General features: G+C 65.7%; 18 protein-coding genes and 1 other RNA gene. 3 read left to right on the forward strand and 16 right to left on the reverse strand.

The features are described 5' to 3' along the window. The 14 genes from murC to rnpB form a co-directional block, all read right to left on the reverse strand. A complete protein-coding gene (murC, locus tag ACSQ8Y_RS19175; RefSeq protein WP_436268028.1) occupies positions 1–1,389 on the reverse strand; it encodes a UDP-N-acetylmuramate--L-alanine ligase in 1,389 nt (462 codons plus the stop codon). Next, positions 1,386–2,465: an undecaprenyldiphospho-muramoylpentapeptide beta-N-acetylglucosaminyltransferase gene (gene murG / locus ACSQ8Y_RS19180; RefSeq protein ID WP_436268029.1), complete on the reverse strand. Its 1,080-nt coding sequence runs from the start codon at positions 2,463–2,465 to the stop codon at positions 1,386–1,388. The genes murC and murG overlap by 4 nt, the downstream gene beginning before the upstream one ends. Further along, positions 2,462–3,673 (reverse strand): putative lipid II flippase FtsW, encoded by a 1,212-nt coding sequence (ftsW, locus tag ACSQ8Y_RS19185; RefSeq protein WP_436268030.1) that lies wholly within the window; start codon positions 3,671–3,673, stop codon positions 2,462–2,464. The genes murG and ftsW overlap by 4 nt, the downstream gene beginning before the upstream one ends. Before the next feature lie 3 nt (positions 3,674–3,676). Further along, a complete protein-coding gene (gene murD / locus ACSQ8Y_RS19190; RefSeq protein WP_436268031.1) occupies positions 3,677–5,206 on the reverse strand; it encodes a UDP-N-acetylmuramoyl-L-alanine--D-glutamate ligase in 1,530 nt (509 codons plus the stop codon). Then, on the reverse strand, positions 5,206–6,375 hold the full coding sequence (gene mraY / locus ACSQ8Y_RS19195) for a phospho-N-acetylmuramoyl-pentapeptide-transferase (protein WP_436268032.1): 1,170 nt from the start codon (positions 6,373–6,375) through the stop codon (positions 5,206–5,208). Before mraY ends, murD begins: the two co-directional genes overlap by 1 nt. 2 nt (positions 6,376–6,377) lie before the next feature. Next, positions 6,378–7,835 carry a UDP-N-acetylmuramoyl-tripeptide--D-alanyl-D-alanine ligase gene (locus tag ACSQ8Y_RS19200; RefSeq protein WP_436268033.1) on the reverse strand — a complete coding sequence of 486 codons (1,458 nt, stop codon included), beginning with the start codon at positions 7,833–7,835 and terminating at the stop codon, positions 6,378–6,380. Continuing rightward, complete coding sequence (locus ACSQ8Y_RS19205) at positions 7,835–9,415, reverse strand: UDP-N-acetylmuramoyl-L-alanyl-D-glutamate--2,6-diaminopimelate ligase (protein ID WP_436268034.1); 1,581 nt, start codon at positions 9,413–9,415, stop codon at positions 7,835–7,837. The genes ACSQ8Y_RS19200 and ACSQ8Y_RS19205 overlap by 1 nt, the downstream gene beginning before the upstream one ends. A gap of 8 nt (positions 9,416–9,423) precedes the next feature. Then, entirely contained in the window at positions 9,424–11,205 is a 1,782-nt protein-coding gene (locus tag ACSQ8Y_RS19210) for a peptidoglycan D,D-transpeptidase FtsI family protein (RefSeq protein WP_436268035.1), read from the reverse strand. Then, positions 11,205–11,477 carry a cell division protein FtsL gene (gene ftsL, locus ACSQ8Y_RS19215; protein ID WP_436268036.1) on the reverse strand — a complete coding sequence of 91 codons (273 nt, stop codon included), beginning with the start codon at positions 11,475–11,477 and terminating at the stop codon, positions 11,205–11,207. Before ftsL ends, ACSQ8Y_RS19210 begins: the two co-directional genes overlap by 1 nt. Further along, positions 11,474–12,439, reverse strand: a complete 966-nt coding sequence (rsmH, locus tag ACSQ8Y_RS19220) for a 16S rRNA (cytosine(1402)-N(4))-methyltransferase RsmH (protein ID WP_436268037.1) — start codon at positions 12,437–12,439, stop codon at positions 11,474–11,476. Before rsmH ends, ftsL begins: the two co-directional genes overlap by 4 nt. Before the next feature lie 11 nt (positions 12,440–12,450). Then, a complete protein-coding gene (gene mraZ / locus ACSQ8Y_RS19225) occupies positions 12,451–12,879 on the reverse strand; it encodes a division/cell wall cluster transcriptional repressor MraZ (protein ID WP_436268038.1) in 429 nt (142 codons plus the stop codon). Between the two features lie 603 nt (positions 12,880–13,482). Beyond that, the gene (locus ACSQ8Y_RS19230; RefSeq protein ID WP_436268039.1) at positions 13,483–13,764 is read right to left on the reverse strand and encodes an acylphosphatase; all 282 of its coding nucleotides are present in this window, start codon (positions 13,762–13,764) and stop codon (positions 13,483–13,485) included. Then, entirely contained in the window at positions 13,761–15,266 is a 1,506-nt protein-coding gene (gene glpK, locus ACSQ8Y_RS19235; RefSeq protein ID WP_436268040.1) for a glycerol kinase GlpK, read from the reverse strand. Before glpK ends, ACSQ8Y_RS19230 begins: the two co-directional genes overlap by 4 nt. Positions 15,267–15,295: 29 nt before the next feature. After that, positions 15,296–15,637: RNase P RNA component class A (gene rnpB / locus ACSQ8Y_RS19240), an RNA gene on the reverse strand. Positions 15,638–15,928: 291 nt separating this feature from the next. Between rnpB and ACSQ8Y_RS19245 the strand changes: the two genes are divergently transcribed. Continuing rightward, positions 15,929–17,644 (forward strand): thiamine pyrophosphate-binding protein, encoded by a 1,716-nt coding sequence (locus ACSQ8Y_RS19245; protein ID WP_436268041.1) that lies wholly within the window; start codon positions 15,929–15,931, stop codon positions 17,642–17,644. A gap of 147 nt (positions 17,645–17,791) precedes the next feature. Here ACSQ8Y_RS19245 and ACSQ8Y_RS19250 read toward each other — a convergent pair whose 3' ends face one another. Together ACSQ8Y_RS19250 and ACSQ8Y_RS19255 are read right to left on the reverse strand one after the other, a co-directional pair. Beyond that, complete coding sequence (locus ACSQ8Y_RS19250) at positions 17,792–18,364, reverse strand: hypothetical protein (protein WP_436268042.1); 573 nt, start codon at positions 18,362–18,364, stop codon at positions 17,792–17,794. A 74-nt stretch (positions 18,365–18,438) separates the two neighbouring features. Further along, the gene (locus ACSQ8Y_RS19255) at positions 18,439–19,515 is read right to left on the reverse strand and encodes a porin (protein ID WP_436268043.1); all 1,077 of its coding nucleotides are present in this window, start codon (positions 19,513–19,515) and stop codon (positions 18,439–18,441) included. Positions 19,516–20,303: 788 nt separating this feature from the next. On the opposite strand from ACSQ8Y_RS19255, the gene ACSQ8Y_RS19260 reads away from it, so the two are divergent. Both ACSQ8Y_RS19260 and ftsY read left to right on the forward strand, forming a co-directional pair. Further along, positions 20,304–21,245, forward strand: coding sequence for a MerR family transcriptional regulator (locus ACSQ8Y_RS19260; RefSeq protein WP_436268044.1), 942 nt, complete (start codon positions 20,304–20,306; stop codon positions 21,243–21,245). Positions 21,246–21,368: 123 nt separating this feature from the next. Next, positions 21,369–22,487, forward strand: coding sequence for a signal recognition particle-docking protein FtsY (ftsY, locus tag ACSQ8Y_RS19265; protein WP_436268045.1), 1,119 nt, complete (start codon positions 21,369–21,371; stop codon positions 22,485–22,487). Positions 22,488–22,494: the final 7 nt, after the last annotated feature.

Genomic DNA, 22,494 nt, shown 5'->3' on the forward strand with positions numbered 1-22,494 from the left:
TCAGACCTTATAAGTAGTCAGTTTCGCAGGGACGCCGCTGATCGAGCCCGCCCCCATCGTGAGCACGACGTCGCCGTCGCGCACCACGTTCATGATCGTTTCCGGCATGTCGGCGATATTCTCCACAAACACCGGCTCGACCTTGCCGCGCGCGCGGATCGCATGCGCCAGCGAGCGGCCGTCGGCCGCCACGATGGGCTGCTCGCCGGCCGCGTACACGTCGGCCAGCACCAGCACGTCCACGGTGGAGAGCACGCGGGCGAAGTCCTCGAACAGGTCGCGCGTGCGGCTGTAGCGGTGCGGCTGGAATGCCAGCACCAGCCGGCGGCCGGGATAAGCGGCGCGCGCTGCGGCCACGGTGACTTCCGTTTCAACCGGGTGATGGCCGAAATCGTCGACCAGCGCGAACGTGCCGCCAGCGGCTGCGGCAACCTCGCCGTAGCGGGTGAAGCGGCGGCCCACGCCGGCGAAGCCCGCCAGGCCGGCCTGGGTCGCGCTGTCCTCGATGCCGATTTCCCGCGCGATGGCGACCGCCGAACAGGCGTTCTGCACGTTGTGCATGCCAGGCTGGTTCAGCACCACGTCCAGGTCCGGATAGCCTTCCTGCAGCACGGTGAAGTGCATCTGCAGGCCGGCGGCGCGCGCGTTCACGGCGCGCACTTCGGCGTCTTCGTGGAAACCGTAGGTGGTGATCGGTTTGGTCACATGCGGGATGATGCTGCGCACATGCTCGTCGTCGATGCACAGCATGGCGCGGCCGTAGAACGGCAGGCGGTGCGTGAAGTTGACGAAGGCCTGCTTCAGCTTTTCGAAGTCGTGCTCATACGTTTCCATATGGTCGGCGTCGATGTTGGTGATCACTTCGATCATCGGCGTCAGGTTCAGGAAGGACGCGTCGGATTCGTCGGCTTCGGCCACCAGATAGTCGCCGGTACCCAGCTTGGCGTTGGCGCCGGCGGCCGTCAGGCGGCCGCCGATGACGAAGGTCGGATCCAGGCCGCCTTGCGCCAGCACGGACGCCACCAGGCTGGTCGTGGTGGTCTTGCCGTGCGTGCCGGCGATGGCGATGCCGCGCTTCAGACGCATCAGCTCACCCAGCATCACCGCGCGCGGGACGATGGGGATCTTGCGCGCGCGCGCGGCCACCACTTCCGGGTTGTCCGCCTTGACGGCGGTCGACGTGACCACCGCGTCGGCATTGCCGATGTGGCTTTCGGCGTGGCCCTGGTGCACCGTGGCGCCCATGTCGATCAGGCGCTGGGTAACGGCGTTGGCGCCCAGGTCCGAGCCGCTGACGTTGTAGCCCAGCGTCAGCAGCACCTCGGCGATGCCGCTCATGCCGCTGCCGCCGATGCCGACGAAGTGTATGTTCTTTACTTTATGCTTCATGGTTTCTGTTCCACAATCTGTTCCAGTACTTGTGCGATCGCGTGGTTCGCGTCGCGTTTGCCCGCCTTGCGGGCGGCCATGGCCATGGTCAGGCATGCGCCGCGCGTCAGCGTTTCCAGCAGCGTGGCCAGGCTGCGCGGATTCATTTCCGTCTGCGGCATGTGGATGGAGGCGTTCTGGCCGGCCATCCATTGCGCGTTGTCGCGCTGGTGGCTGGTGGTCGACGCCACCAGCGGCACCAGCACGCTCGCCACGCCGGCCGCCGTCAGTTCGGACACGGTGATGGCGCCGGCGCGGCAGATCACCAGGTCCGCCTCGGCGTAGGCGCGCGCCATGTCGTCGATGAAATCGACCACATTGGCCTGCACGCCCAGTTCCGCGTAGCCGGCGCGCAGGGCATCGATATTCTTTTTTCCCGACTGGTGCGTGACCAGCGGGCGCTGCGCCTCGGGTATCAGCGCCAGCGCGGCGGGCAGGTTGTCGTTCAGCGCTTTCGCGCCCAGGCTGCCGCCGACCACGAGCACGCGCAAGGCGCCGTCGCGGCCGTCGAAGCGCGCCTGCGGCCCGGCCAGGTCCAGGATCTCCTGGCGCACCGGATTGCCGGTGACGATGGCTTTGCCGGCCGCGCCGCCGAAGTCCGCCGGGAAGCCGAAGCAGACCTTGCCGGCGAATGGCGCCAGCGTCTTATTCGACAGCAGCAGCGCCGCGTCCGCGTTCACCAGCACGATGGGCACGCCGCGCAGGCGCGCCATCAGGCCGCCCGGCACGGTGACGTAGCCGCCCATGCCGAGCACCGCGTCCGGCTTGCGGCGGCCGAGGAAGCGGAAGCAGTCGGCGAAAGCGCCCAGCATTTTCACGGCGCCGCCGACGCTGTGCTTGAGGCCCTTGCCGCGCATGCCGGAAAACTCGATGGTGTCCATCGCGATGCCTTGTTTGGGCACCAGTTCCCGCTCCATGCCGTGGCTCGTGCCCAGCCAGCTCACTTCCCAGCCGCGCGCGCGCATGGTCTGCGCGATCGCCAGGCCGGGGAAGATGTGGCCGCCGGTGCCGGCCGCCATGATCATTAGTCGTTTCATACTCTACCGCCGCGCATCAGGACCCGGTTCTCGTAGTCGATCCGGAGCAGGATCGCGAGTCCGATGCAGTTAATCAGAATGCCCGTGCCGCCGTAGCTCATCAGCGGCAGGGTCAGGCCCTTGGTCGGCAGCAGGCCGAGGTTCACGCCCATGTTGATGAAAGTCTGCACGCCGATCCAGATGCCGATGCCCTTGGCCGCGAGGCCGGCGAAGGTCTGGTCGATGGCGATGGCCTGGCGCCCGATGTCGAAGGCGCGCTTGACCAGCCAGTAGAACATGGCCACCACGCACAGCACGCCGGCCAGGCCCAGTTCCTCGCCGATCACCGCCAGCAGGAAGTCGGTGTGCGCCTCCGGCAGGTAGTGCAGCTTTTCCAGGCTGCCGCCCAGGCCAACGCCGAAAAGCTCGCCGCGCCCGAAAGCGATCAGCGAGTGCGTCAGCTGGTATGCCTTGTTCAGTGCGTTCTCCTCTTCCCAGGGATTGAGGTAGGCGAAGAAGCGGTCGCGCCGGAATTTCGACAGCGCGATGATGGAGACGAAGATCGTCACCAGCATGGCGCCGATGCCGCCGAACCAGATCGCATTGATCCCGCCCAGGAACAGGATGCCCATGGCGATGCAGACGATGACGCCGAAGGCGCCCAGGTCGGGTTCGAGCAGCAGCAGCAGGCCGACGAAGCTGACCGCCAGCGCCATCGGCATGAAGCCCTTGGTCAGCTTGTGCATGTACTCCTGCTTGCGCACGGTGTAGTCGGCCGCGTACAGCACGATCACCACCTTCATCATCTCGGACGGCTGGAACTTGAAAAACACCAGATTGAGCCAGCGCCGCCCGCCGTTCACCACCGAACCCAGGCCGGGTATCAGCACGGCCACCAGCAGCACCAGCGTGGCGATGAACAGATAGGGCGCCCCGCGCTGCCAGAGCGCGATCGGGACCCGGAACGTGATCAGCCCGACCAGCACCGAGATGCCGATGAACATGGCCTGGCGCACCAGGAAGTAGTTGTTCTTGTAGGCGCCGTACTTGGGCGAATCGGGCAGCGAGATCGAGGCCGAATACACCATCACCATCCCCAGCAGCATGAGGATGAGCACCACCCACACCAGCAGCTGGTCGTACTCCATCATCTTCGACGGGCGCGCGCGGCTGTCGATCGCCTTGGAGCCCGAAGAGGAAGAGAAGCGGAATGGCAGCTGGAAGGCCATGGATCAGAGCTCCTGTCCGGCGTCGAGCGCGATTTCGCGCACGGTGTCGATGAACACCTGCGCGCGGTGCGCGTAGTTCTTGAACATGTCCAGGCTGGCGCAGGCCGGCGACAGCAGCACGGCGTCGCCCGGTTTGGCCAGCTTGGCAGCCAGGCGCACGGCGGACGGCAGGTCGGTGCCGCAGTCGGCCAGGTCGACGCCCGAGGCCTCCAGCGCGCCGCGCAGCGCCGGCGCGTCGCGGCCGATCAGCATCACGGCGCGCACATAGCGCGACACGGGTTCGGCCAGCGGCTCGAAGGCCTGGCCCTTGCCGTCGCCGCCGGCGATCAGCAGCAGGCGCTGGCCGGCGCCGGTGAAGCTCTTGCCCAGGCCATTGAGGGCGGCCACGGTGGCGCCCACGTTGGTGCCCTTGCTGTCGTCGTAGTATTCGACGCCGTTGATGGCCGCGACCAGTTCCACGCGGTGCGGCTCGCCGCGGTATTCGCGCAGGCCGTGCAGCAGCGGCGCGAACGGCAGGCCGATGGCGCGGCACAGGGCCAGCGCGGCCAGCGCGTTCGAGGCGTTGTGCAGGCCGCGGATCTGCAGCGCGTCCGAAGGCATCAGGTTCTTGGCGGAGGTAGGCGCCGGCGGCGGCGCCGGATCATTCTTCTTGCGCTTCTTCGGCGGCTCCGCATCCTCGTCCGGCACGGCCGTGGCCAGCCAGTAGATGCCGCGTTCATTGTGCAGGCCGAAGCTGCCCGCTTCCTGCGGTTCGCCGGTGCCGAAGCTGACGTTCTCGCCGACCGGGTTCGCCATCCGCATGACGGCGGCGTCGTCGCGGTTCAGCACGCGCACGGTGTTGGCGCCGAAGATGCGCGCCTTGTCGGCGGCGTAGGCATCCATCGAGCCGTGCCAGTCCAGGTGGTCCTGGGTGATGTTCAATACGGTGGCGGCGTCCGCCTGCAGGCTGAAGGTGGTGTGCAGCTGGAAGCTGGACAATTCCAGCACCCAGATTTGAGGTAACTGCGGCGCCAGCGCATCCGCGTCAAGAACTTCGCGCAGCACGTCCAGCGCGGCCGGGCTGATATTGCCGGCCACGCGCACGCTGAAGCCGGCGCGCTGGCACAGCTGGCCGGTCAGGCTGGTGACGGTGGTCTTGCCGTTGGTGCCGGTGATGGCGATGATCTTGGGCGCGTAGCCGCGCTCTTCCTTCAGCGCCGCCAGCGCCTGGGCGAACACTTCGATCTCGCCCCAGACCGGGATGCTGGCCGCGGAAGCCGCGCGCATCAGGTCCGCCACGTCGCCCTGGGGCGCCAGGCCCGGGCTGATGGTGACGAAGTCGGTGTCGTACAGCAGCGCGATGTCGAGCCGGCCTCCGATGAATTCGGCGTCCGGCGCGGCGGCCTTCAAGGCTGCCAGGCGGTCCGCCACGGCGCTCTCGTCGCGCGTGTCGGCCACGCGCACGCGCGCGCCGCCACGGGCCAGCCATAGCGCCATCGCCAGGCCGGATTCGCCCAGCCCGAGTACCAGTGCCCGTTTGCCTTGGTAGCTCATCAGCGCAGCTTCAAGGTGGAGAGGCCAACCAGGACCAGCATCATCGTCACGATCCAGAAACGCACGACGACCTGGGTCTCTTTCCAGCCCTTTTGTTCAAAGTGGTGGTGCAAGGGCGCCATCAGGAACACACGCCGGCCGGTGCCGTAGCGCTTCTTGGTGTACTTGAACCAGCCCACCTGGATGATGACGGACACGGTTTCGGCCACGAAGATGCCGCCCATGATGAACAGCACGATTTCCTGGCGCACGATGACCGCGACGGTGCCGAGCGCGCCGCCCAGCGCCAGCGCGCCGACGTCGCCCATGAACACTTGCGCGGGGTGCGCGTTATACCAGAGGAAGGCCAGGCCCGCCCCCGCCATCGCGCCGCAGAAAATGATCAGCTCGCCGGCGCCGGGAATGTAGGGGATGAACAGGTATTTGGAATAGACGGTGCTGCCGGTCAGGTAGGCGAACAGGCCGAGCGCGGAGCCGACCATCACGGTCGGCATGATGGCCAGGCCGTCCAGGCCGTCGGTGAAGTTGACGGCGTTGCTGGTGCCGACGATGACGCAGTAGGTCAGCGCGATGAAGCCCCACACGCCCAGCGGATAACTGATGGTCTTGAAGAACGGGACGATCAGGTCGGCCTTCGGCGGCAGTTCCATCGAGAAGCCGGACTGCACCCAGGCGAAGAACAGCTCGAACACCTTGGCCGGCGTCGGCGCGGAGACCGAGAACGCCAGGTACAGGGCGGCGCCGATGCCGACCAGCGACTGCCAGAAGTACTTTTCAGCGGAGCGCATGCCCTCGGGGTCCTGGCGCACCACTTTGCGGTAATCGTCCACCCAGCCCACTGCGCCGAAGCCGATGGTCACGACCATCACCGGCCAGATCAAACGGTTCGACCAGTCGCACCACAGCAGCGTGGACACGCCGATGGCGATCAGGAGCAGCACGCCGCCCATGGTCGGGGTGCCGTGCTTTTTCAAATGGGTTTGCGGACCGTCGGTGCGCACGGCCTGGCCGTATTTCAAGGCGGTCAGCTTGCGGATGACGGACGGGCCGGCCCACAGGCCGATGATGAGCGCCGTGATGGTGGCGAACACCGCGCGCGCGGTAATGAAGTTGAATACGCGCAGGGGACCGAAGTCGTCCTGGTACATCTGTGCGAGCCAGAGCAGCATGATTAGTGAGTTCCTTTGTTAGCTTGTTGCGATCCAATCAAATGCTGCACGACCCGTTCCATTTTCATGAAGCGGGAGCCCTTGATCAATACGGTTGCATCCGGCGTTGCCGCTGCGTCTACGGCGGCGAGCAAGGCGTCGAATTCTTCAAAATGCCTGATATCGCCGCCACCCGAGCCGCTGTCGCACATATAGCGCGCCAGTTCGCCCGTGACGAGGATATGTTCCAGGTCCTTGCTGGCGGCGTAGGCGGCGATCTCCTCGTGGAATTCGCGGCCCTGCGCGCCGACTTCGCCCATGTCGCCCAGCACCAGCACGCGCGGTGCGGCGGCCCTGGCCAGCACGTCGATGGCGGCGCGCACCGAGTCCGGATTGGCGTTGTAGCTGTCGTCGATGACGACGGCGCCGTTCACGGCGGCCTTCCTTTGCAGGCGGCCGCTGACGGGCGCGAAGGTGTCCAGGCCCAGCTTGATGTGCTCGGCGCCGATGCCGGCCGCGCGGGTGCACGCGACCGCGGCCAGCGCGTTCATGACGTTGTGCTCGCCGGCCGCTTGCAGCGCGACGAAGAATTGCAGCGGTGCGGCAGCGTCGCCGGGCCCGCCCTCGCGCACGGTGACGAACATCTGGCTGCCGAAATCGTCGGCGCGGAAGGTGCAGGAAACGTTGGCTTCCTTGCTCAGGCCGAAAGTCAGCGTGCGGCGCGGCGCGCCTCCGCTCGCTGCCAGCTCGCGCCACACCGGCGTGAATTCGTCATGCTGCGGGAACACGGCCACGCCGTCGGCCGGCAGGCCGGCCAGCACGGCGCCGTTCTCGCGCGCCACCGCTTCCACGGTGTGCATGAATTCCTGGTGCTCGCGCTGCGCGTTGTTCACCAGGCCTATGGTCGGTTCGGCGATGGCGCTCAGGCGGCCGATTTCACCCGGATGGTTCATGCCCAGTTCAATCACCGCTGACTGATGCGCGGCGTCCAGGCGGAACAGCGTGAGCGGCACGCCGATTTCGTTATTGAGGTTGCCGCGCGTGGCCAGGCGGCCCTCTTCGCCGTGCGCCGCCGCCAGGATGGAGGAGATCATTTCCTTCACCGTGGTCTTGCCGTTGCTGCCGGTGACGCCGATGACGGGCAGCGTGTACTGCTTGCGCCAGAAGTTGGCGATGCGGCCCAGGGCGGCCAGCGTGTCCGGCACGATCAAGGCAGGCAGGGTCCAGCCTTCCGGCAGCTGCTCGGCGACGACGGCGGCAACGCCCTTGGCCGCCACTTGCGGCAGGAAGTCGTGCGCGTCGAAGTGCTCGCCGCGCAGGGCGACGAACAGCGAACCGGCCGGCGCGCTGCGGCTGTCGGTGGAAACGCCTGCGAATGCCACGGCATCGGCAGGTTCTTGCGTGGCGGCGCCATGCGCGGCGCCCGGCGCGTAGCTCGCTCCGGGAATCGCGTTCAGCAGCTGGGCCAGTGTTGCTTGCATCAGTTGGTCCTCATCATGGTCAGGCGGGCGGAGAGCGCCAATTGCGCGTGGTCCGCATCCGAAAACGGCATCTTGCGGCCCTTGATTTCCTGGTAGGGCTCATGGCCCTTCCCTGCCAGCAGTATCACGTCCGGCTTGGCGGCGTGCTTGATGGCGGACAGGATGGCCGCCGCGCGGTCTTCCACCGCCTGGAAAACGGAAGTCGGGTGGTTCTTGTCCATGCCGGCCACGATCTGTTCGATGATGGCTTGCGGATCTTCGCTGCGCGGATTGTCGCTGGTGACCAGCACGTGGTCCGCCATCTGCGCTATGCGGCCCATCTGCGGGCGCTTGCCCGGGTCGCGGTCGCCGCCGCAGCCGAACACGCACCACAGCTGGCCGCCGCGTTCCTGCGCCACGTGGCGCAGCGTGTCCAGTGTTTTTTCCAGCGCGTCCGGCGTGTGCGCGTAGTCGATCACGACCATGGGCACGTCGTTGCCGCCCACTTGCTGCATGCGCCCCGGGGCCGGCGTCAGGCCTTCGATGGCTTCGACGGCGGGGCGCAGCGCGGCGCCCTTCACCAGCAGCGCACCCAGCACCGCCAGCGCGTTGCTGATGTTGAACTGGCCCACCAGGTGGGTCTTCACGTGGGCCGAGCCTTGCGGCGTGTCGAGATGGAATTCGGTGCCGGCGCTGCGGGTGCGGAACTGGCTGGCGCGCAGCATGTCCACGCCCGGCAGGTCCGGCAGCGCGGCCGCCTCGGCCAGCGTGTAGCCGAGCACGCGGCCGTTGCGGGCCACGATGCCCTTGGAAGCGCCGTTGTCGGCTTGCGCCGACAATCGCTTCGCTAAGCGAAGCCCCATGGCGTCGTCCAGGTTGACCACGGACGCCTGCAGGCCGGGCCAGTCGAACAGCCGGGTCTTGGCCGCCTCGTAGGCCGCCATGTCGCCATGGTGGTCCAGGTGGTCGCGCGTGAGGTTGGTAAACAGCGCCACGTCGAAGTGCATGCCGTCGGTGCGGCCCAGGTCCAGGCCGATGGAGGTGACTTCGATGGCCAGCGCGGTGGCGCCCTGGTCGCGCGTTTCGGCCAGCTTTTGCGCCAGCAGCACAGCGTCCGGCGTGGTGTAGCCGGTCGGATCGAATTCGACTTCGCCGCGCGCGCGCGACATGCCCACGCCCAGCGTGCCGATGACGGCGGTCAGGTCGCCCAGGCGGCTCAGCGCCTGGCCCAGCCAGACGGCGCAGGAGGTCTTGCCGTTGGTGCCGGTGACGCCGACCGTAAACAGGCCCGTATCGGGGTTGCCGTAGTAGGCGTGCGCGATCGGGCCGGAATGGCGCTTCAGGTCGGCCACGGCCAGGTGCGGAACGGTCCACGCCGCGTCCCAAGGGTAGGCCGAGGCCGGGCCGGCTTCCTCGTAGACGATGGCGGCGGCGCCCTGCGCGATGGCGGCGGCGATATAGTCGCGGCCGTCCTTGCCCTCGCCCGGATAGGCGAAGAAGACGTCGCCCGCCTTCACGCGGCGCGAGTCCGAGGCCAGCTGCCCCGTGCTGCCGGCGGGCGCGGCCTGCTTGATCCAGTTGCTGATGTCGATAGGTGTCATGGCGCTCATTACATTACGTCCGGTCCGCCGTCCGCGGGGATCACGATTTCGGTGACGGACGAATCCGGCGGTACGTTCAGGGAACGCAGCGCGTTGGCTGCGACGGCGGCAAAAGTCGGTGCTGCCACCTGGCCGCCGAAGTGGCCGCCCGAAGTGGGTTCGTCGATCATGACTGCGATAATGAAGCGCGGATTCGACATCGGCACCATGCCGACGAAGGAGCCGATGTATTTGCGCGGCATGGCGTAGCGTCCGTTTTCCACCTTGTACGCGGTGCCGGTCTTGCCGCCCGCGCGGTAGCCCGGGATCTGCGCCTGCTTGGCGGTGCCGTCCTTGCCCGAGACCACCGACTCCAGCATCTCGCGCATCTGCGCCGCGGTCTTGGGCTTGATGATCTGCTGGCCCACCGGCGGTTCGGACACCTTCTGGAACGACAGCGGTATGGTGTCGCCGTTACGGGCGAACATCATGTAGGAGCGCGCCAGCTGGATCAGCGAGACCGAGATGCCGTTACCGTAGCTCATGGTGGCCTGCTCGATCGGACGCCAGGATTTATAAGGACGCACGCGGCCCGCGACGGCGCCCGGGAAGCCCCATTTCGGCTGCTGGCCGAAGCCGACCTTGGTAAACATCTCCCACATTTCCTGCGATGGCATGCCCAGCGCGATTTTCGAGGTGCCGATATTGGACGACATCTCGATGATCTGCGCCACGTTGATCACGCCGTGGCCCTTGGTGTCGCTGATGGTGCGGTCCAGGATGGTGTACTTGCCGGCGCCGGTGTCGATGTAGGAGTTCGGGTTGACGCGGTTGGTGTCCAGCGCCAGCGCCACCGTGATCGGTTTGAGCGTGGAGCCGGGCTCGAAGGTGTCGGTCATGACGCGGTTGCGCAGCTGCGCGCCGGTCAGCGAGCGGCGGTCGTTGGGGTCGTAGCTCGGGTAGTTGGCCAGCGCCAGCACCTCGCCGGTGTGCACGTCCAGCACCACCGCGCCGCCGGCCTTGGCCTTGAACTTCTCCACCGCCGCCTTGAGCTGGGTGTAGGCGATGTACTGGATCTTGCTGTCGACCGACAGGGTCAGGTCCTTGCCGTCGTGCGGCTCGTGGATGGAACCGATGTCCTCGACGATGTGGCCGAGGCGGTCCTTGATCACGCGGCGGCTGCCGGTGGCGCCCTGCAGCGTTTTCTGCTGCGCCAGTTCCATGCTTTCCTGGCCGATGTCCTCCACGTTGGTGAAGCCCACCACGTGCGTCATCACTTCACCCTGCGGGTAGAAGCGCTTGTATTCCTTGCGCGCGTCGATGCCGTCGATCTTCAGGGCGGCGATCTTGTCGGCCACTTCCATCTCGACCTGGCGCTTCAGGTAGACGAAGTTGCGGTCGGAATCGAGCTTCTTGCGCAGCTCGGCCTCGCTCATTTCGAGCAGGCCGGCCAGCGCGCGGATTTTCTCGGGCGGCGCTTCGAGCACGTCGTCCGGGATCGCCCAGATGGCTTTCACGGGGACGGACGAGGCCAGCACCTGGCCGTTGCGGTCGGTGATCTTGCCGCGCGTGGCGGGCAGTTCCAGCGTGCGCGCGTAACGGATTTCGCCCTGCGCCTGCAGGAACTGGGTCGACAGCCCTTGCAGCCACAAGGCGCGGCCGGCCAGCGCGGCGAAGGCGGCGAACAGCACGAACAGCACCACGCGCGAACGCCACGGCGGCAGGCTCACCGCCAGCATCGGGCTTTTCGAGAATGGCATGCCTTTCGAGCGTGCCACGCGTGCGCTGTTCGCTCCGCCGCCGGACCGCATTATTGGGCTCCCTCGGTCAGGTACTGCGTGCGGTTGGCGGTCAGCTGCGTCATGTTCAGGTCGCGGCGCGCGATGGCTTCGATACGGGCGTGCTTGCCCAGCGTGGACTGGTCCAGCTGCAGCTGGGCCCAGTCGATGTCGAGCTGGCGCGCCTGCGCCTGCGCGCGCTCAAGGTCGATGAACAAATGGCGCGCCTGGTACTGCGCGTTCACCAGGGACAGCGCGCAGCCCACTAGCACGGCGGCCAGGACGATGTTGATCTTGAAACTCACGCCGCGCCTTCAGCGTAAGGGAGCCGGCGTGCCACGCGCATCACCGCCGAGCGGGCGCGCGGATTGGCGTCCACTTCCTCGTCGGACGGCTTGATCTTGGCCAGCAGCTTCAGTTCCGGCTGCGGCAGGTCGACCGCGCGGATCGGCAGGCGGCGGTCCGGCTGCGGCACGTTGGCCTTGGAGGCGAAGAAACGCTTGACCATGCGGTCTTCCAGCGAGTGGAAGCTGATGATGGCCAGGATGCCGCCCGGCGCCACGCAGTCGTAGGCGTGGATCAGCCCGGCCTCGAGATCCTCGAGTTCTTTGTTGATGTGGATACGGATAGCCTGAAAAGTCCGGGTGGCCGGGTCTTTACCTTTTTCACGGGTCTTGACCGCCCCTGCCACGAGACCGGCAAGCTGTCGTGTGGTTGAAATTGGCTCGACTGCCCGGCGAGCAACAATCGCCTTTGCAATCTGAAAAGCAAACCGTTCTTCCCCATATTCTTTAATCACCTTTTCCAGTGTCTCGGCGCTTTCGGTGGCCAGCCATTCGGCCGCCGACTGGCCACGGGTGGTGTCCATGCGCATGTCGAGCGGGCCGTCGTTGCGGAAACTGAAGCCGCGCGCGGCGTCGTCCACCTGCGGCGAAGAGATGCCCAGGTCCAGCAGCACGCCGTCCACCTTGGGCAGGGCGCGTTCCCGCAGCGCGTCGGCCATGGTGGCGAAACTGTCGTGCACGATCTGGAAGCGCGGGTCGGCGATCTGTCCGGCGGTGGCGATGGCCTGCAAGTCCTTGTCGAAGGCCAGCAGGCGGCCCTGCCCGCCCAGGCGCGACAGGATCAAACGGCTATGGCCGCCGCGTCCGAAGGTGCCGTCTATATAGAGGCCGTTGGCACGGTCGCCGCTCAACTGGAGCGCGTCAACCGCCTCGGTAAGCAGCACCGTACGATGCTGGAATTCTGGCACCGCAAAAGAAGTCATCGGGGCGGGCCTTAGAAAGAAAAATCGGAAAGCGCGTCGGGCATGCCGACGTCGATGGTTTGCTGCTCGTTTTCGGCACGGCGGGCCGGATCCCAGATCTCGAAGTGGGTCAGCATGCCGGACAGTACGATGTCGCGGCCCAGGCCGACAGCGTCGCGCAGTTCGGGCGCGACCAGGATGCGGCCGGCGGAGTCCATCTCCACGTCGTTCGCGTTGCCCAGCAAAATGCGCTGCCAGCCGCGCGCCGACATCGGCCAGTTGGCAATCTGGTCGCGCTTGGCTTCCCACACATGGCGGGGATACATCAGCAGGCAACCGTCGGGGTGCTTGGTAAGCGTGAGGCGTCCTTCGCACTGGATAGCCAGTGCGTCGCGATGCTTGGCGGGAATTGACATCCTGCCTTTCGCATCGAGAGTGATCGCGGAAGCGCCTTGAAACACGTATTACCTTTTCATTTGGAAGGGAAGAAAATCCCACAAAACTACACTTTTTCACACAGTTGCCCACTTTAGAGGATGAGCAGGGGGTGGTCAAGCGGTTTCCAATTGGGAAAAAATGGATTTTATTAATGAAATTAAGGACTTAGCGTCGTTCCTTGATGCAGCCTCGCATGAAATGTGCCTTTGAAATTAGGCACTTACATTGGATACTGAAAGTGCTACCTTATCAGTCACCGGCCTGACCACCCCTGACTGAGCGCAAAAAAGATGTCAAGAAAAAATTGAAATATAACCATAAGGTTGCCAGGCGCCAACATAGTCGTAGCTAATCGGCAACAGTCGGCCAGGGCCTGCGCGCGGCTTTGCCGGGACGGACGGAGTGGTGATTTTCTTTGGGATTTGGCACTCTGCCGCGCTTTGCGCGCGATCAGGCAGGACGGCGGATCTTGGGTTGAAACCAGTGCTGAACGTTTCCTTCTGACTGCAATTGCGGTAACTTGTATAGACAAATTCAGGCCCGCGGTGCGCGCGCCTGATCCATCTCAATTATACGTAAAAGCGCGGGGATGACGCGTACATTACGCTCAGCGACCGCCATGACGCTTACCAAGTCGGCAATATCTTGAATACCTCCCGCGCGGATGGCAGCGTATCCGCATCCTCGATGGCGATCCGATCCACCCGCGCGGCAGGCGGGCCGCGTTTGGCCCACAGGACAATCGCCTCGATTGCCTGCGCATCGCCGTCGACGCAGGCTTCCACCGCGCCATCCCGGCAATTGCGTACCCAGCCGTGGAGGCCCAGGGCGAGCGCCTGCTCCGCCAGGGAAGCGCGATAGCCGACGCCCTGCACCCGTCCCTCGATGAGCAGCCGCTTGGCCGTCATAGCGGCGCCTCCCAGCCCCTGGCGCGTTCGACGCCGCGCGCCCAGCGCGCCAGCAGCGCGGCGCGCCGGTCGGCGCCCATGGCCGGTTCGAAGCGGCGCTCGCACTGCCATTGGGCCGCGATTTCCTCTTTCGATTCCCAGAAGCCGACCGCCAGCCCGGCCAGATAGGCCGCGCCCAGCGCGGTGGTCTCGGTGACCTTGGGCCGCAGCACCGGCACGCCCAGCAGGTCGGCCTGGAATTGCATCAACAGGTCGTTGCGGGCCGCGCCGCCGTCGGCGCGCACTTCGGTCACCGGTATCGGCCGCTGCGCCGAGGCGACATCCTTCTGCATCGCCGCCAGCAGCTCGGCGCTCTGGTAGGCGATGGACTCGACCGCCGCGCGCGCGATGTGGGCGGCGCTGGTGCCGCGCGTCATGCCCAGCAGTGTCCCGCGCGCGTACGGATCCCAGTGCGGCGCGCCCAGGCCGGTGAAGGCCGGCACCAGCAGCACGCCGTCGCTGTCGGACACGCTGCCCGCCAGCGCTTCCACGTCGCCCGACTGCCTGATGATGCCGAGCCCGTCGCGCAGCCACTGCACGGTGGCGCCGCCCATGAAGACGCTGCCCTCGAGCAGGTAGTCGGTGCGCCCGTCGACGCGCCAGCCCACCGTCGACAGCAGGCGGTTGTGCGACACGGCCGCGTGCCGCCCCGCGTGCATCAGCATGAAGCAGCCGGTGCCGTAGGTGTTCTTGACCATGCCGGGCTCGTGGCAGGCCTGGCCGAAGGTGGCGGCCTGCTGGTCGCCGGCGATGCCGGACACCGGGATCTCGCCGCCGAACAGCGCGGCGCGCGTCCGGCCCACCTCCTCGCTGGAGGAGACCACCTGCGGCAGCATCTGCTCGGGAATGTCGAACAGTTCCAGCAAGTCCGCGTCCCAGCGCATCAGGTGGATGTTGAACAGCATGGTGCGCGCGGCGTTGCCGACGTCGGTCACGTGCACGCCGCACAGCTTCCACGCCAGCCAGGAATCGATGGTGCCGAAGGCCAGCGCGCCGTGGCGGGCCCGCTCGCGCGCGCCGGGCACGTGGTCAAGCAGCCATTTGAGCTTGGTGGCGGAGAAGTAGGCGTCCAGCTCCAGGCCGGTGCATTCGGTGATCAGCCTGGCCTTGCCGGCCGCGCGCAGCTGGTCGCAGGTGTCGGCGGTGCGGCGGTCCTGCCAGACGATGGCGGGCGCGATCGGCTCGCCCGTCTTGCGGTCCCACACCACGGTGGTTTCGCGCTGGTTGGCGATGCCGATGGCGCTCACCTGCTGCGGATCGACATGGTGGTCGTGCAGTACCTTGCGGGCGACGGTGAGCTGGCTGTTCCAGATCTGGTTAGGGTCGTGCTCGACCCAGCCTGGATGGGGATAATGCTGCGGAAATTCCAGCGCCGCGCTGCCGTGGATCCGGCCGTGGCGGTCGAACAGGATAGCGCGCGAGCTGGTGGTACCCTGATCGAGGGCCAGGATGTATTGATTCATCGGCGTTCCCCAAGCAAAGCATGGTATTCAGTTGAAGCAAGCCGGTAGGCCGGATTTTGTTACGGCGCTCGCCCTTGCGGATCCGCGCTATGACAGCCATTCCTCTAGGCGCTGGATTACTCCAGCGCTCAAGCTTTCTACCCGCACGCTCCGCGAGCAGCATCATCGCGTGCCTATTTGAAATTGCACCAGGTGGAGGTTACCGCGTTTCACCGTAACTTAATACGCTCGTCTCTGTGGCCCTATTCCTCGCCTTATACCCCGAAAGGCTTTCAGCGGACGGCCGTTAACCGTCACCCCGCTCTATGGAGTCCGGACCTTCCTCCCGCCTTTGCATTGCTGCATCGGCCAGCGGCTGTCTGGCTTGCTTCAGGGCATATTGTACCACGCCCCCCCGCCACGCCGAAAAAGGGCCAGGGTCAAATCGTAAAAGGGGCCAGGGTTATTTTCTCCACGCTGGCGAGCGGCACACTCGGCCAGCGGGCATCCGGGCGCCCGGCTCTCTCCCTGCGAAATAATTAACCCTGACCCTTTTTATTTTTTGACCCTGGCCCCTTTTTGGAAATTTGATGTCGCCATTTCAAAAGCCGCCGGCTGTGGGGCGCTTTAGAATGCGGCAACACTTTCCCGCTTGCCGCATCTCATTGAATAAAGGTCAGACCATGACGCATCCCTCCCGCACCGGTGGCCAGATACTGGTGGACGCCCTGAAGATCCACGGCGTCGATACCGCCTTCGGCGTGCCCGGCGAAAGCTACCTTGACGTGCTCGACGCGCTGCACGAATCGGGTATCCGCTTCATCATCAACCGCCAGGAGGGCGGCGCCGCGTTCATGGCCGAGGCCTACGGCAAGATGACCGGCCAGCCCGGCATCTGCTTCGTCACGCGCGGCCCGGGCGCGACCAACGCCTCGATCGGCGTGCACACCGCGTTCCAGGATTCGACCCCGCTGATCCTCTTCATCGGCCAGGTCGGCAGCGACTTCATGGACCGCGAGGCCTTCCAGGAGATCGACTACCGCCGCATGTACGGCCAGATGGCCAAATGGGTGGCGCAGATCGACCGCGCCGACCGCATCCCCGAATACATGGCGCGCGCCTTCCAGGTGGCCACCAGCGGCCGTCCCGGCCCGGTGGTGCTGGCCTTGCCGGAAGATATGCTGACCAGGATGGCCGCCGTGGCCGACACCGGCCGCTACCAGCCGGTGCAAGCCTGCCCATCAACGCCGCAGATTGCCCGGCTGCGCGCCATGCTGGCCGGCGCCCAGCGTCCGCTGGTGCTGCTGGGCGGCGGCGGCTGGAACGCGCAGGCCTGCGCCGACGTGCAGCGCTTCGCCGAAGCGAACGCGCTGCCGGTTGCCTGCGCCTTCCGCTTCCAGGACCTGCTCGACAACGCGCACCCGCAGTATGTGGGCGACGTCGGCATCGGCATCAACCCCAAGCTGGCCGCGCGCGTGAAAAACGCCGACGTGCTGATCGCCATCGGCCCGCGCCTGGGCGAGATGACCACCAGCGGCTACGAGCTGCTGTCCTCGCCGGTGCCGCAACAGCGCGTGGTGCACATCCATGCGAGCGCCGAGGAACTGGGCAGCGTCTACCAGGCCGAACTGATGATCGTCAGCGGCATGCCGCAAGCGGCGGCCATGCTGGCCGGCATGGAGCCGGTCGATGCCGCCGCCTGGCGCGGCAGCGTGGCCGAAGCGAAGGCCGAGTACCTGGCGTTCCAGCAGCAGCCGCCCATCTTCCAGGACGGCAAGGCGCCCCTGAACCTGTGGCAACTGGTGCAGGACATCGGCGAGCTGGCCCCGGCCGACACCATCATCACCAACGGCGCGGGCAACTACGCGACCTGGGCCCACCGCTTCCACCGCTACGGCGGCATGCGCACCCAGTTGGCGCCGACCAGCGGCGCCATGGGCTACAGCGTGCCCTCCGGCGTGGCCGCCAAGATCATCGATCCCGCGCGCACCGTGATCACCTTCGCCGGCGACGGCGAATACATGATGAACGGCCAGGAGCTGGCCACCGCCGTGCAATACCAGGCCGGCGTGATCATCATCGTGTTCAACAACAATATGTTCGGCACCATCCGCATGCACCAGGAAAAGAACTATCCGGGCCGCGTGTCCGGCACGGAACTGCACAACCCGGACTTCGCGGCGCTGGCGCAAGCCTATGGCGCGCACGGCGAGGTGGTGACGGCGACGGCGCAATTCGCGCCGGCCTTGCGGCGCGCCCTGGAACACACGCGCGGCAAGAAGCTGCCGGCGGTGATCGAGCTGCGCTACGACGGCAACCTGATCACGCCTGGCGCCACGCTGGAAACGATACGCAAGAACGCGCAAACGGAAAAAGCCAAAGGCGCGCCGGGCGGCTAAGCGCCAGGCGCCTCTTAAGTCACTCCGGCAGGAGTGACGTTCGTACGATGCGCCCGTTTTGGCGGGCGCCAGCACCATGGCGGCTTGCGCGGCACGCCGCTAACCGGCCCTGCGGCATCACCGCAACACGGCCGCGCGCATGGCGGGTCAGGCCTGCTGCGGCGACGGGGCAGCCTGCTTGACGGGGGCCTCGTGCGGCATGGCCGGGGCCGGGCGCGCGGGGGCCTCGTCCTCCGGCTCCACCGGCGCCGGCTTGGGTGCCGGGCACGGCTTGCACACCGGCGCGTCGCGCCCGAAATCCCTCATCTTCTTCAACCTGGCCGGCACATCCGCCTGGCCGCAATAGCCGCCATCGAGCACCAGCGTGTCGCCATTGTCGGCGAACTTGCCGCTAACGGTGCGTTCTTCGTGTTCCAACTGCAGCGTGAAATACATCTGCTTGCCCAGCGGGTCGATGTTGACGTCGCTCGCCACGATGGGCCAGCTCAAGCCGCCGGCCGTGAATTCATAGATCACCGTGTCCACTTCGGCGAAACGCTGCACGCTGATGCGCTGGCCGCCGAACTCGCCACTCTCGGGGTGCACGCACAAATCGGAATACACGGCCATGCCATAGCGCGGCAACCCCTTGGACGCGGGCTTGTTGGCCGCCTTGGGCGCGGCGATCGCGGCACTGGCGGCCAGCAGGAAAAAACACGCAATTTGATGGGCAATTTTCATGTCCGCATTCTAACATTGCAAATAAAAACGGCGGCCCGAAGGCCGCCGTTTCAGCGTTCAAATTCCGGCAGGAATTAGAAGGTGTGCTTCATGCCAACGTTGAAAGCTTTGTCGCCGGTACCGGCGTCGGAGTTGTTGCCGACGGTGTAGCTTGCGCCGCGCTTGTTGTTGATCTTGGCGTAAGCGACGTAGGCGCTGGTACGCTTCGACAGCGCGTACGAGTAGCCCAGTGCCCATTGAGCGGCGTCGCGGTTGGCGACGTTGTTGTCATCCTTGCGGATGTAGGAAGCGATCACGGTGCCGGCCGGGCCCACTGGAGCGGTCGCGCCCAGCAGGATGGTGTCGCTGTCGGTCGAACCGGCAACGGCGGTCGTGGTGAACGCGGTTGGGTTAGGGATAGGCGACGAGGTCGGGCCTTTGTCGCTGCTGTACGCGAAGTAGGCTTTGACGACCTGGAAGTCGTAGTTCGCTGCGAACAGGGTGTTGTGCGCGTATTCGTTCTCAACAACTGGCGCCAGGCCGGTTGCGATGTCGCGGTTGCGGTTGTTGTAAGCCAGACGGGCGTTCAGAGGACCGTTGGAGTAAGCGAAAGACACACCCAGTTGACGGCCAGCGTCGGCCTTGGCTTGTTCGCCCACGCCGTACTGGACTTCAGCGTTGAAGCCGCTGTAGGTCGGGGTCTTGTAGTTGACCGCGTTCGAGGCACGCACGTTGGTGCCCGAAGCACCGAACAGGTTCTTGGCGGAACCGGCCAGGCCAGCCTGGAACGGGTCGGCTACTTGCGACAGCGCCAGATAGATCGGCGTGTACTGGCGACCCAGGGTCAGGCTGCCGGCGTCTTTCGACACCAGGCCGACGTAGGATTGACGCTGGAACAGGCCAGCTGCGTCGCCCACGCCGGTGTCGGCTGCAAAGCCGCTTTCCAGCACGAACACGGCCGACAGACCGCCGCCCAGGTCTTCCGTGCCGCGGAAGCCGATACGGGAGGCGCTACCAACACCACTGCTTACTTTCGTTACGTTACCTGCTTTGCCGCCACGCTCGGAAACCAGGCCGGCGTCAACGATGCCGTAGATGGTGACGTTCGATTGGGCGAATGCAGCGTTGCTCAGTGCACCCAGGACCGCGATGGAGATCAGAGTTTTTTTCATTACGAGTTTCCTTCAGTTTGTGTTGCAAAAAAAGGGCAAGCTGGAACTACGGCTCAATTCGTGTGCTTTGTCAGCGCCTGCTTTGCGGGCGCTACACTTATGTGTGACGGCAATCCCCGATTGCCTTTGCGGTTTCGGATAAGAAACGCATCACTTATATTCGGCGGCCGCTCATGTTGCCGGCTTTGTCACAGAGCGTTTAGCTCCGGAGGCGGCACTATACTGGCCGTTTGCTATTCCAGCAAGTGTTATGAATCGTCCAGTGCGGGCCCTGCGGCCCCCGCTTGACAACGGTGGCAGAACTGCAATCTGAACCAAACAGCAGCATTTATACAGCAATTGACTATCGTTCGCTTGTACTTGTTAGTTATAAGCAATTTCCACAATAGCATATCGTCAGCACCGGTTTATGGCGCGCTCCCCTCTGGGACGACGCTGGCCTCGGCCCATGGTTTACCGAAAGTGCCGGCTTTGGCGGCACCGCAATTTCCCCTTTCAATACAACACTTCAGGATTTTTTTTCAAATATTTGAGTTTTTTTGTCTACGACAAAAATACAACTGAAGGCCTAATCGGGTTCTATGTTCTGGCTGCGGGGGCTGTGTCGTGGACAAGCTCCAGCCAAGCCGGGTTTCCGGCAGAGCGGCGCTGCCGGCCTGGCACTTTCTCTACCGAAACGAATGTAGAATGCAGGGCGCATCACCCGGGCTACGGCTCCCCAACAGTATGAAAGCGCGGCAACCCTAAGCTTGTTGCCACTTATGCAAATGAACACTGAGGCCCCCTCTTTGACTGTCCCCAGTACCATCAGCGACGTCGAGCGCGACACCGGCGTGGCCAAGGAAACCTTGCGCGTCTGGGAACGCCGCTACGATTTCCCGCAGCCCCTGCGCGACCCGTTTGGCGAGCGCGTCTACCCGACCGAACAGGTGGTCAAGCTGCGCCTGGTGAAACGGCTGATCGACCTCGGCTTCCGGCCCGGCAAGGTCATCCAGTACAGCCACGCCGAACTGCAAGCGCTGGCCGAAAAGGCCGCCGACAGCACCAAGGCGCGCAGCCGCGCCCAGCATCCTGAACTGCAGGTCTACCTCGACTTGTGCAAAGCGCACCAGATGGATGCGCTGCGCCGCAAACTGTCGCAGGCGCTGCTGGTGATGGGCTTGAAAAGCTTTGTCATCGACCTGGTCACGCCGCTGACGGTGATGGTGGGCGACGCCTGGGCGTGCGGCCGCTTCGCCGTGTTTGAAGAACATCTGTTCGCCGAATCGCTGCAGATGGTGATGCGCAGCGCCATCTTCTCGGTGCCGCAAGCGAACGCCGGCCACAACGGCGCGACGCGTCCGCGCATCCTGCTGACCACGCTGCCCCAGGAACGCCACGGCCTTGGCCTGCTGATGGCCGAGGCGCTGTTCGCGGCCGAGGGTGCGTACGCCATCTCGCTCGGCATCCAGACACCGGTGCCCGATATCGCCGACGCGGCCCGCAGCTTGGGCGCGGACATCGTGGCGCTGTCGCTGTCGGCCTCGATGAATCCGCGCCAGGCGCTGGACGGCTTGAAAGAGCTGCGGGCGCGCCTGCCGGACACGGTGGAAATCTGGGCCGGCGGCCAGTGCTCGGCGCTGCGCAAGCGTCCGCCCGCCTTCGTGCGCGTGTTCCAGCTGGCCGAAATCGGCGGCGGCATCGCCGACTGGCGCGTGCGCGTGCGCAGCCAGGCGTTGCCTATCGGTTAACAAGCCAGGCGACGGCCCCCTGCCCGCGCCGGGGGGCGGCAGCCCGCGCTCTGGTAGAATACCGGCAGAATTCCCCCGTCCGGCGCCGCCGGACCTTCGCTTGAAGCCCTCTACCGCACACCCATGTTCAGCTTCTTCAAGAAAAAACCTGTCCAGCCCGAGACTCCTCCCGCCCTGCCCACCGCAGCCGCCCCTCCAGACTCCGCCACGCCTGCCGCGCCGACGGCGGCGCCTGCGCCGGCGTCGACGCGGGCGAGCGCCGCGCCTGACCATGCGCCGGTCGCATCGGTCATGCACGCGCCGCTCGCCGGCCCGTCCGCCGAACAGGACAAGCCCGGCCTGGACAAGCCGAACTGGATGGCCCGCCTGAAAGCCGGCCTGTCCAAGACCTCCGCCAATTTGTCGGTGCTGTTCGTCGGCGCCAAGATCGACGACGCACTGTACGAGGAACTGGAAGCGGCGCTGCTGATGTCGGACGCCGGCATCGACGCCACCGAATACCTGCTCGACGCGCTCAAGCGCAAGGTCAAGGAAGACAAGCTGCTCGACGCGGCGGCCGTCAAGAACGCGCTCAAGGCGCTGATGACGGAACTGCTGCTGCCGCTGCAAAAACCGTTCGAGCTGGGCCGCCACCAGCCCCTGGTGATGATGATTTCCGGCGTCAACGGCGCCGGCAAGACCACCACCATCGGCAAGCTGGCCAAGCACATGCAGGGCCACGGCCAGTCCGTGCTGCTGGCCGCCGGCGACACCTTCCGCGCCGCCGCCCGCGAGCAGCTGATGGTGTGGGGCCAGCGCAACAACGTCACCGTCATCTCGCAGGAATCGGGCGACCCGGCCGCGGTCTCCTTCGACGCGGTGCAGTCGGCCAAGGCCAAGGGCATCGACGTGGTGATGATAGACACCGCCGGCCGCCTGCCGACCCAGCTGCACCTGATGGAAGAGCTGAAAAAGGTCAAGCGCGTGCTCGGCAAGGGCCTGGCGGGCGCGCCGCACGAAACCCTGCTCGTCATCGACGGCAACACCGGCCAGAACGCGCTGGCCCAGGTGAAAGCCTTCGACGACGCACTGCAGCTGACCGGCATCATCATCACCAAGCTGGACGGCACGGCGAAAGGCGGCGTCATCGCCGCCATCGCCCGTGTGCGCCCGGTGCCGGTGTACTTCATCGGCATCGGCGAGCGCATCGAGGACTTGCAGCCGTTTAACGCCACGGAATTCGTCGAAGCCCTGCTCGGCTAAGGCTGGA

Origin of the sequence: Pseudoduganella sp. LjRoot289, from assembly GCF_964252925.1 — a bacterium.
In the GTDB taxonomy this organism is placed as follows: Bacteria; Pseudomonadota; Gammaproteobacteria; order Burkholderiales; family Burkholderiaceae_D; genus Rugamonas.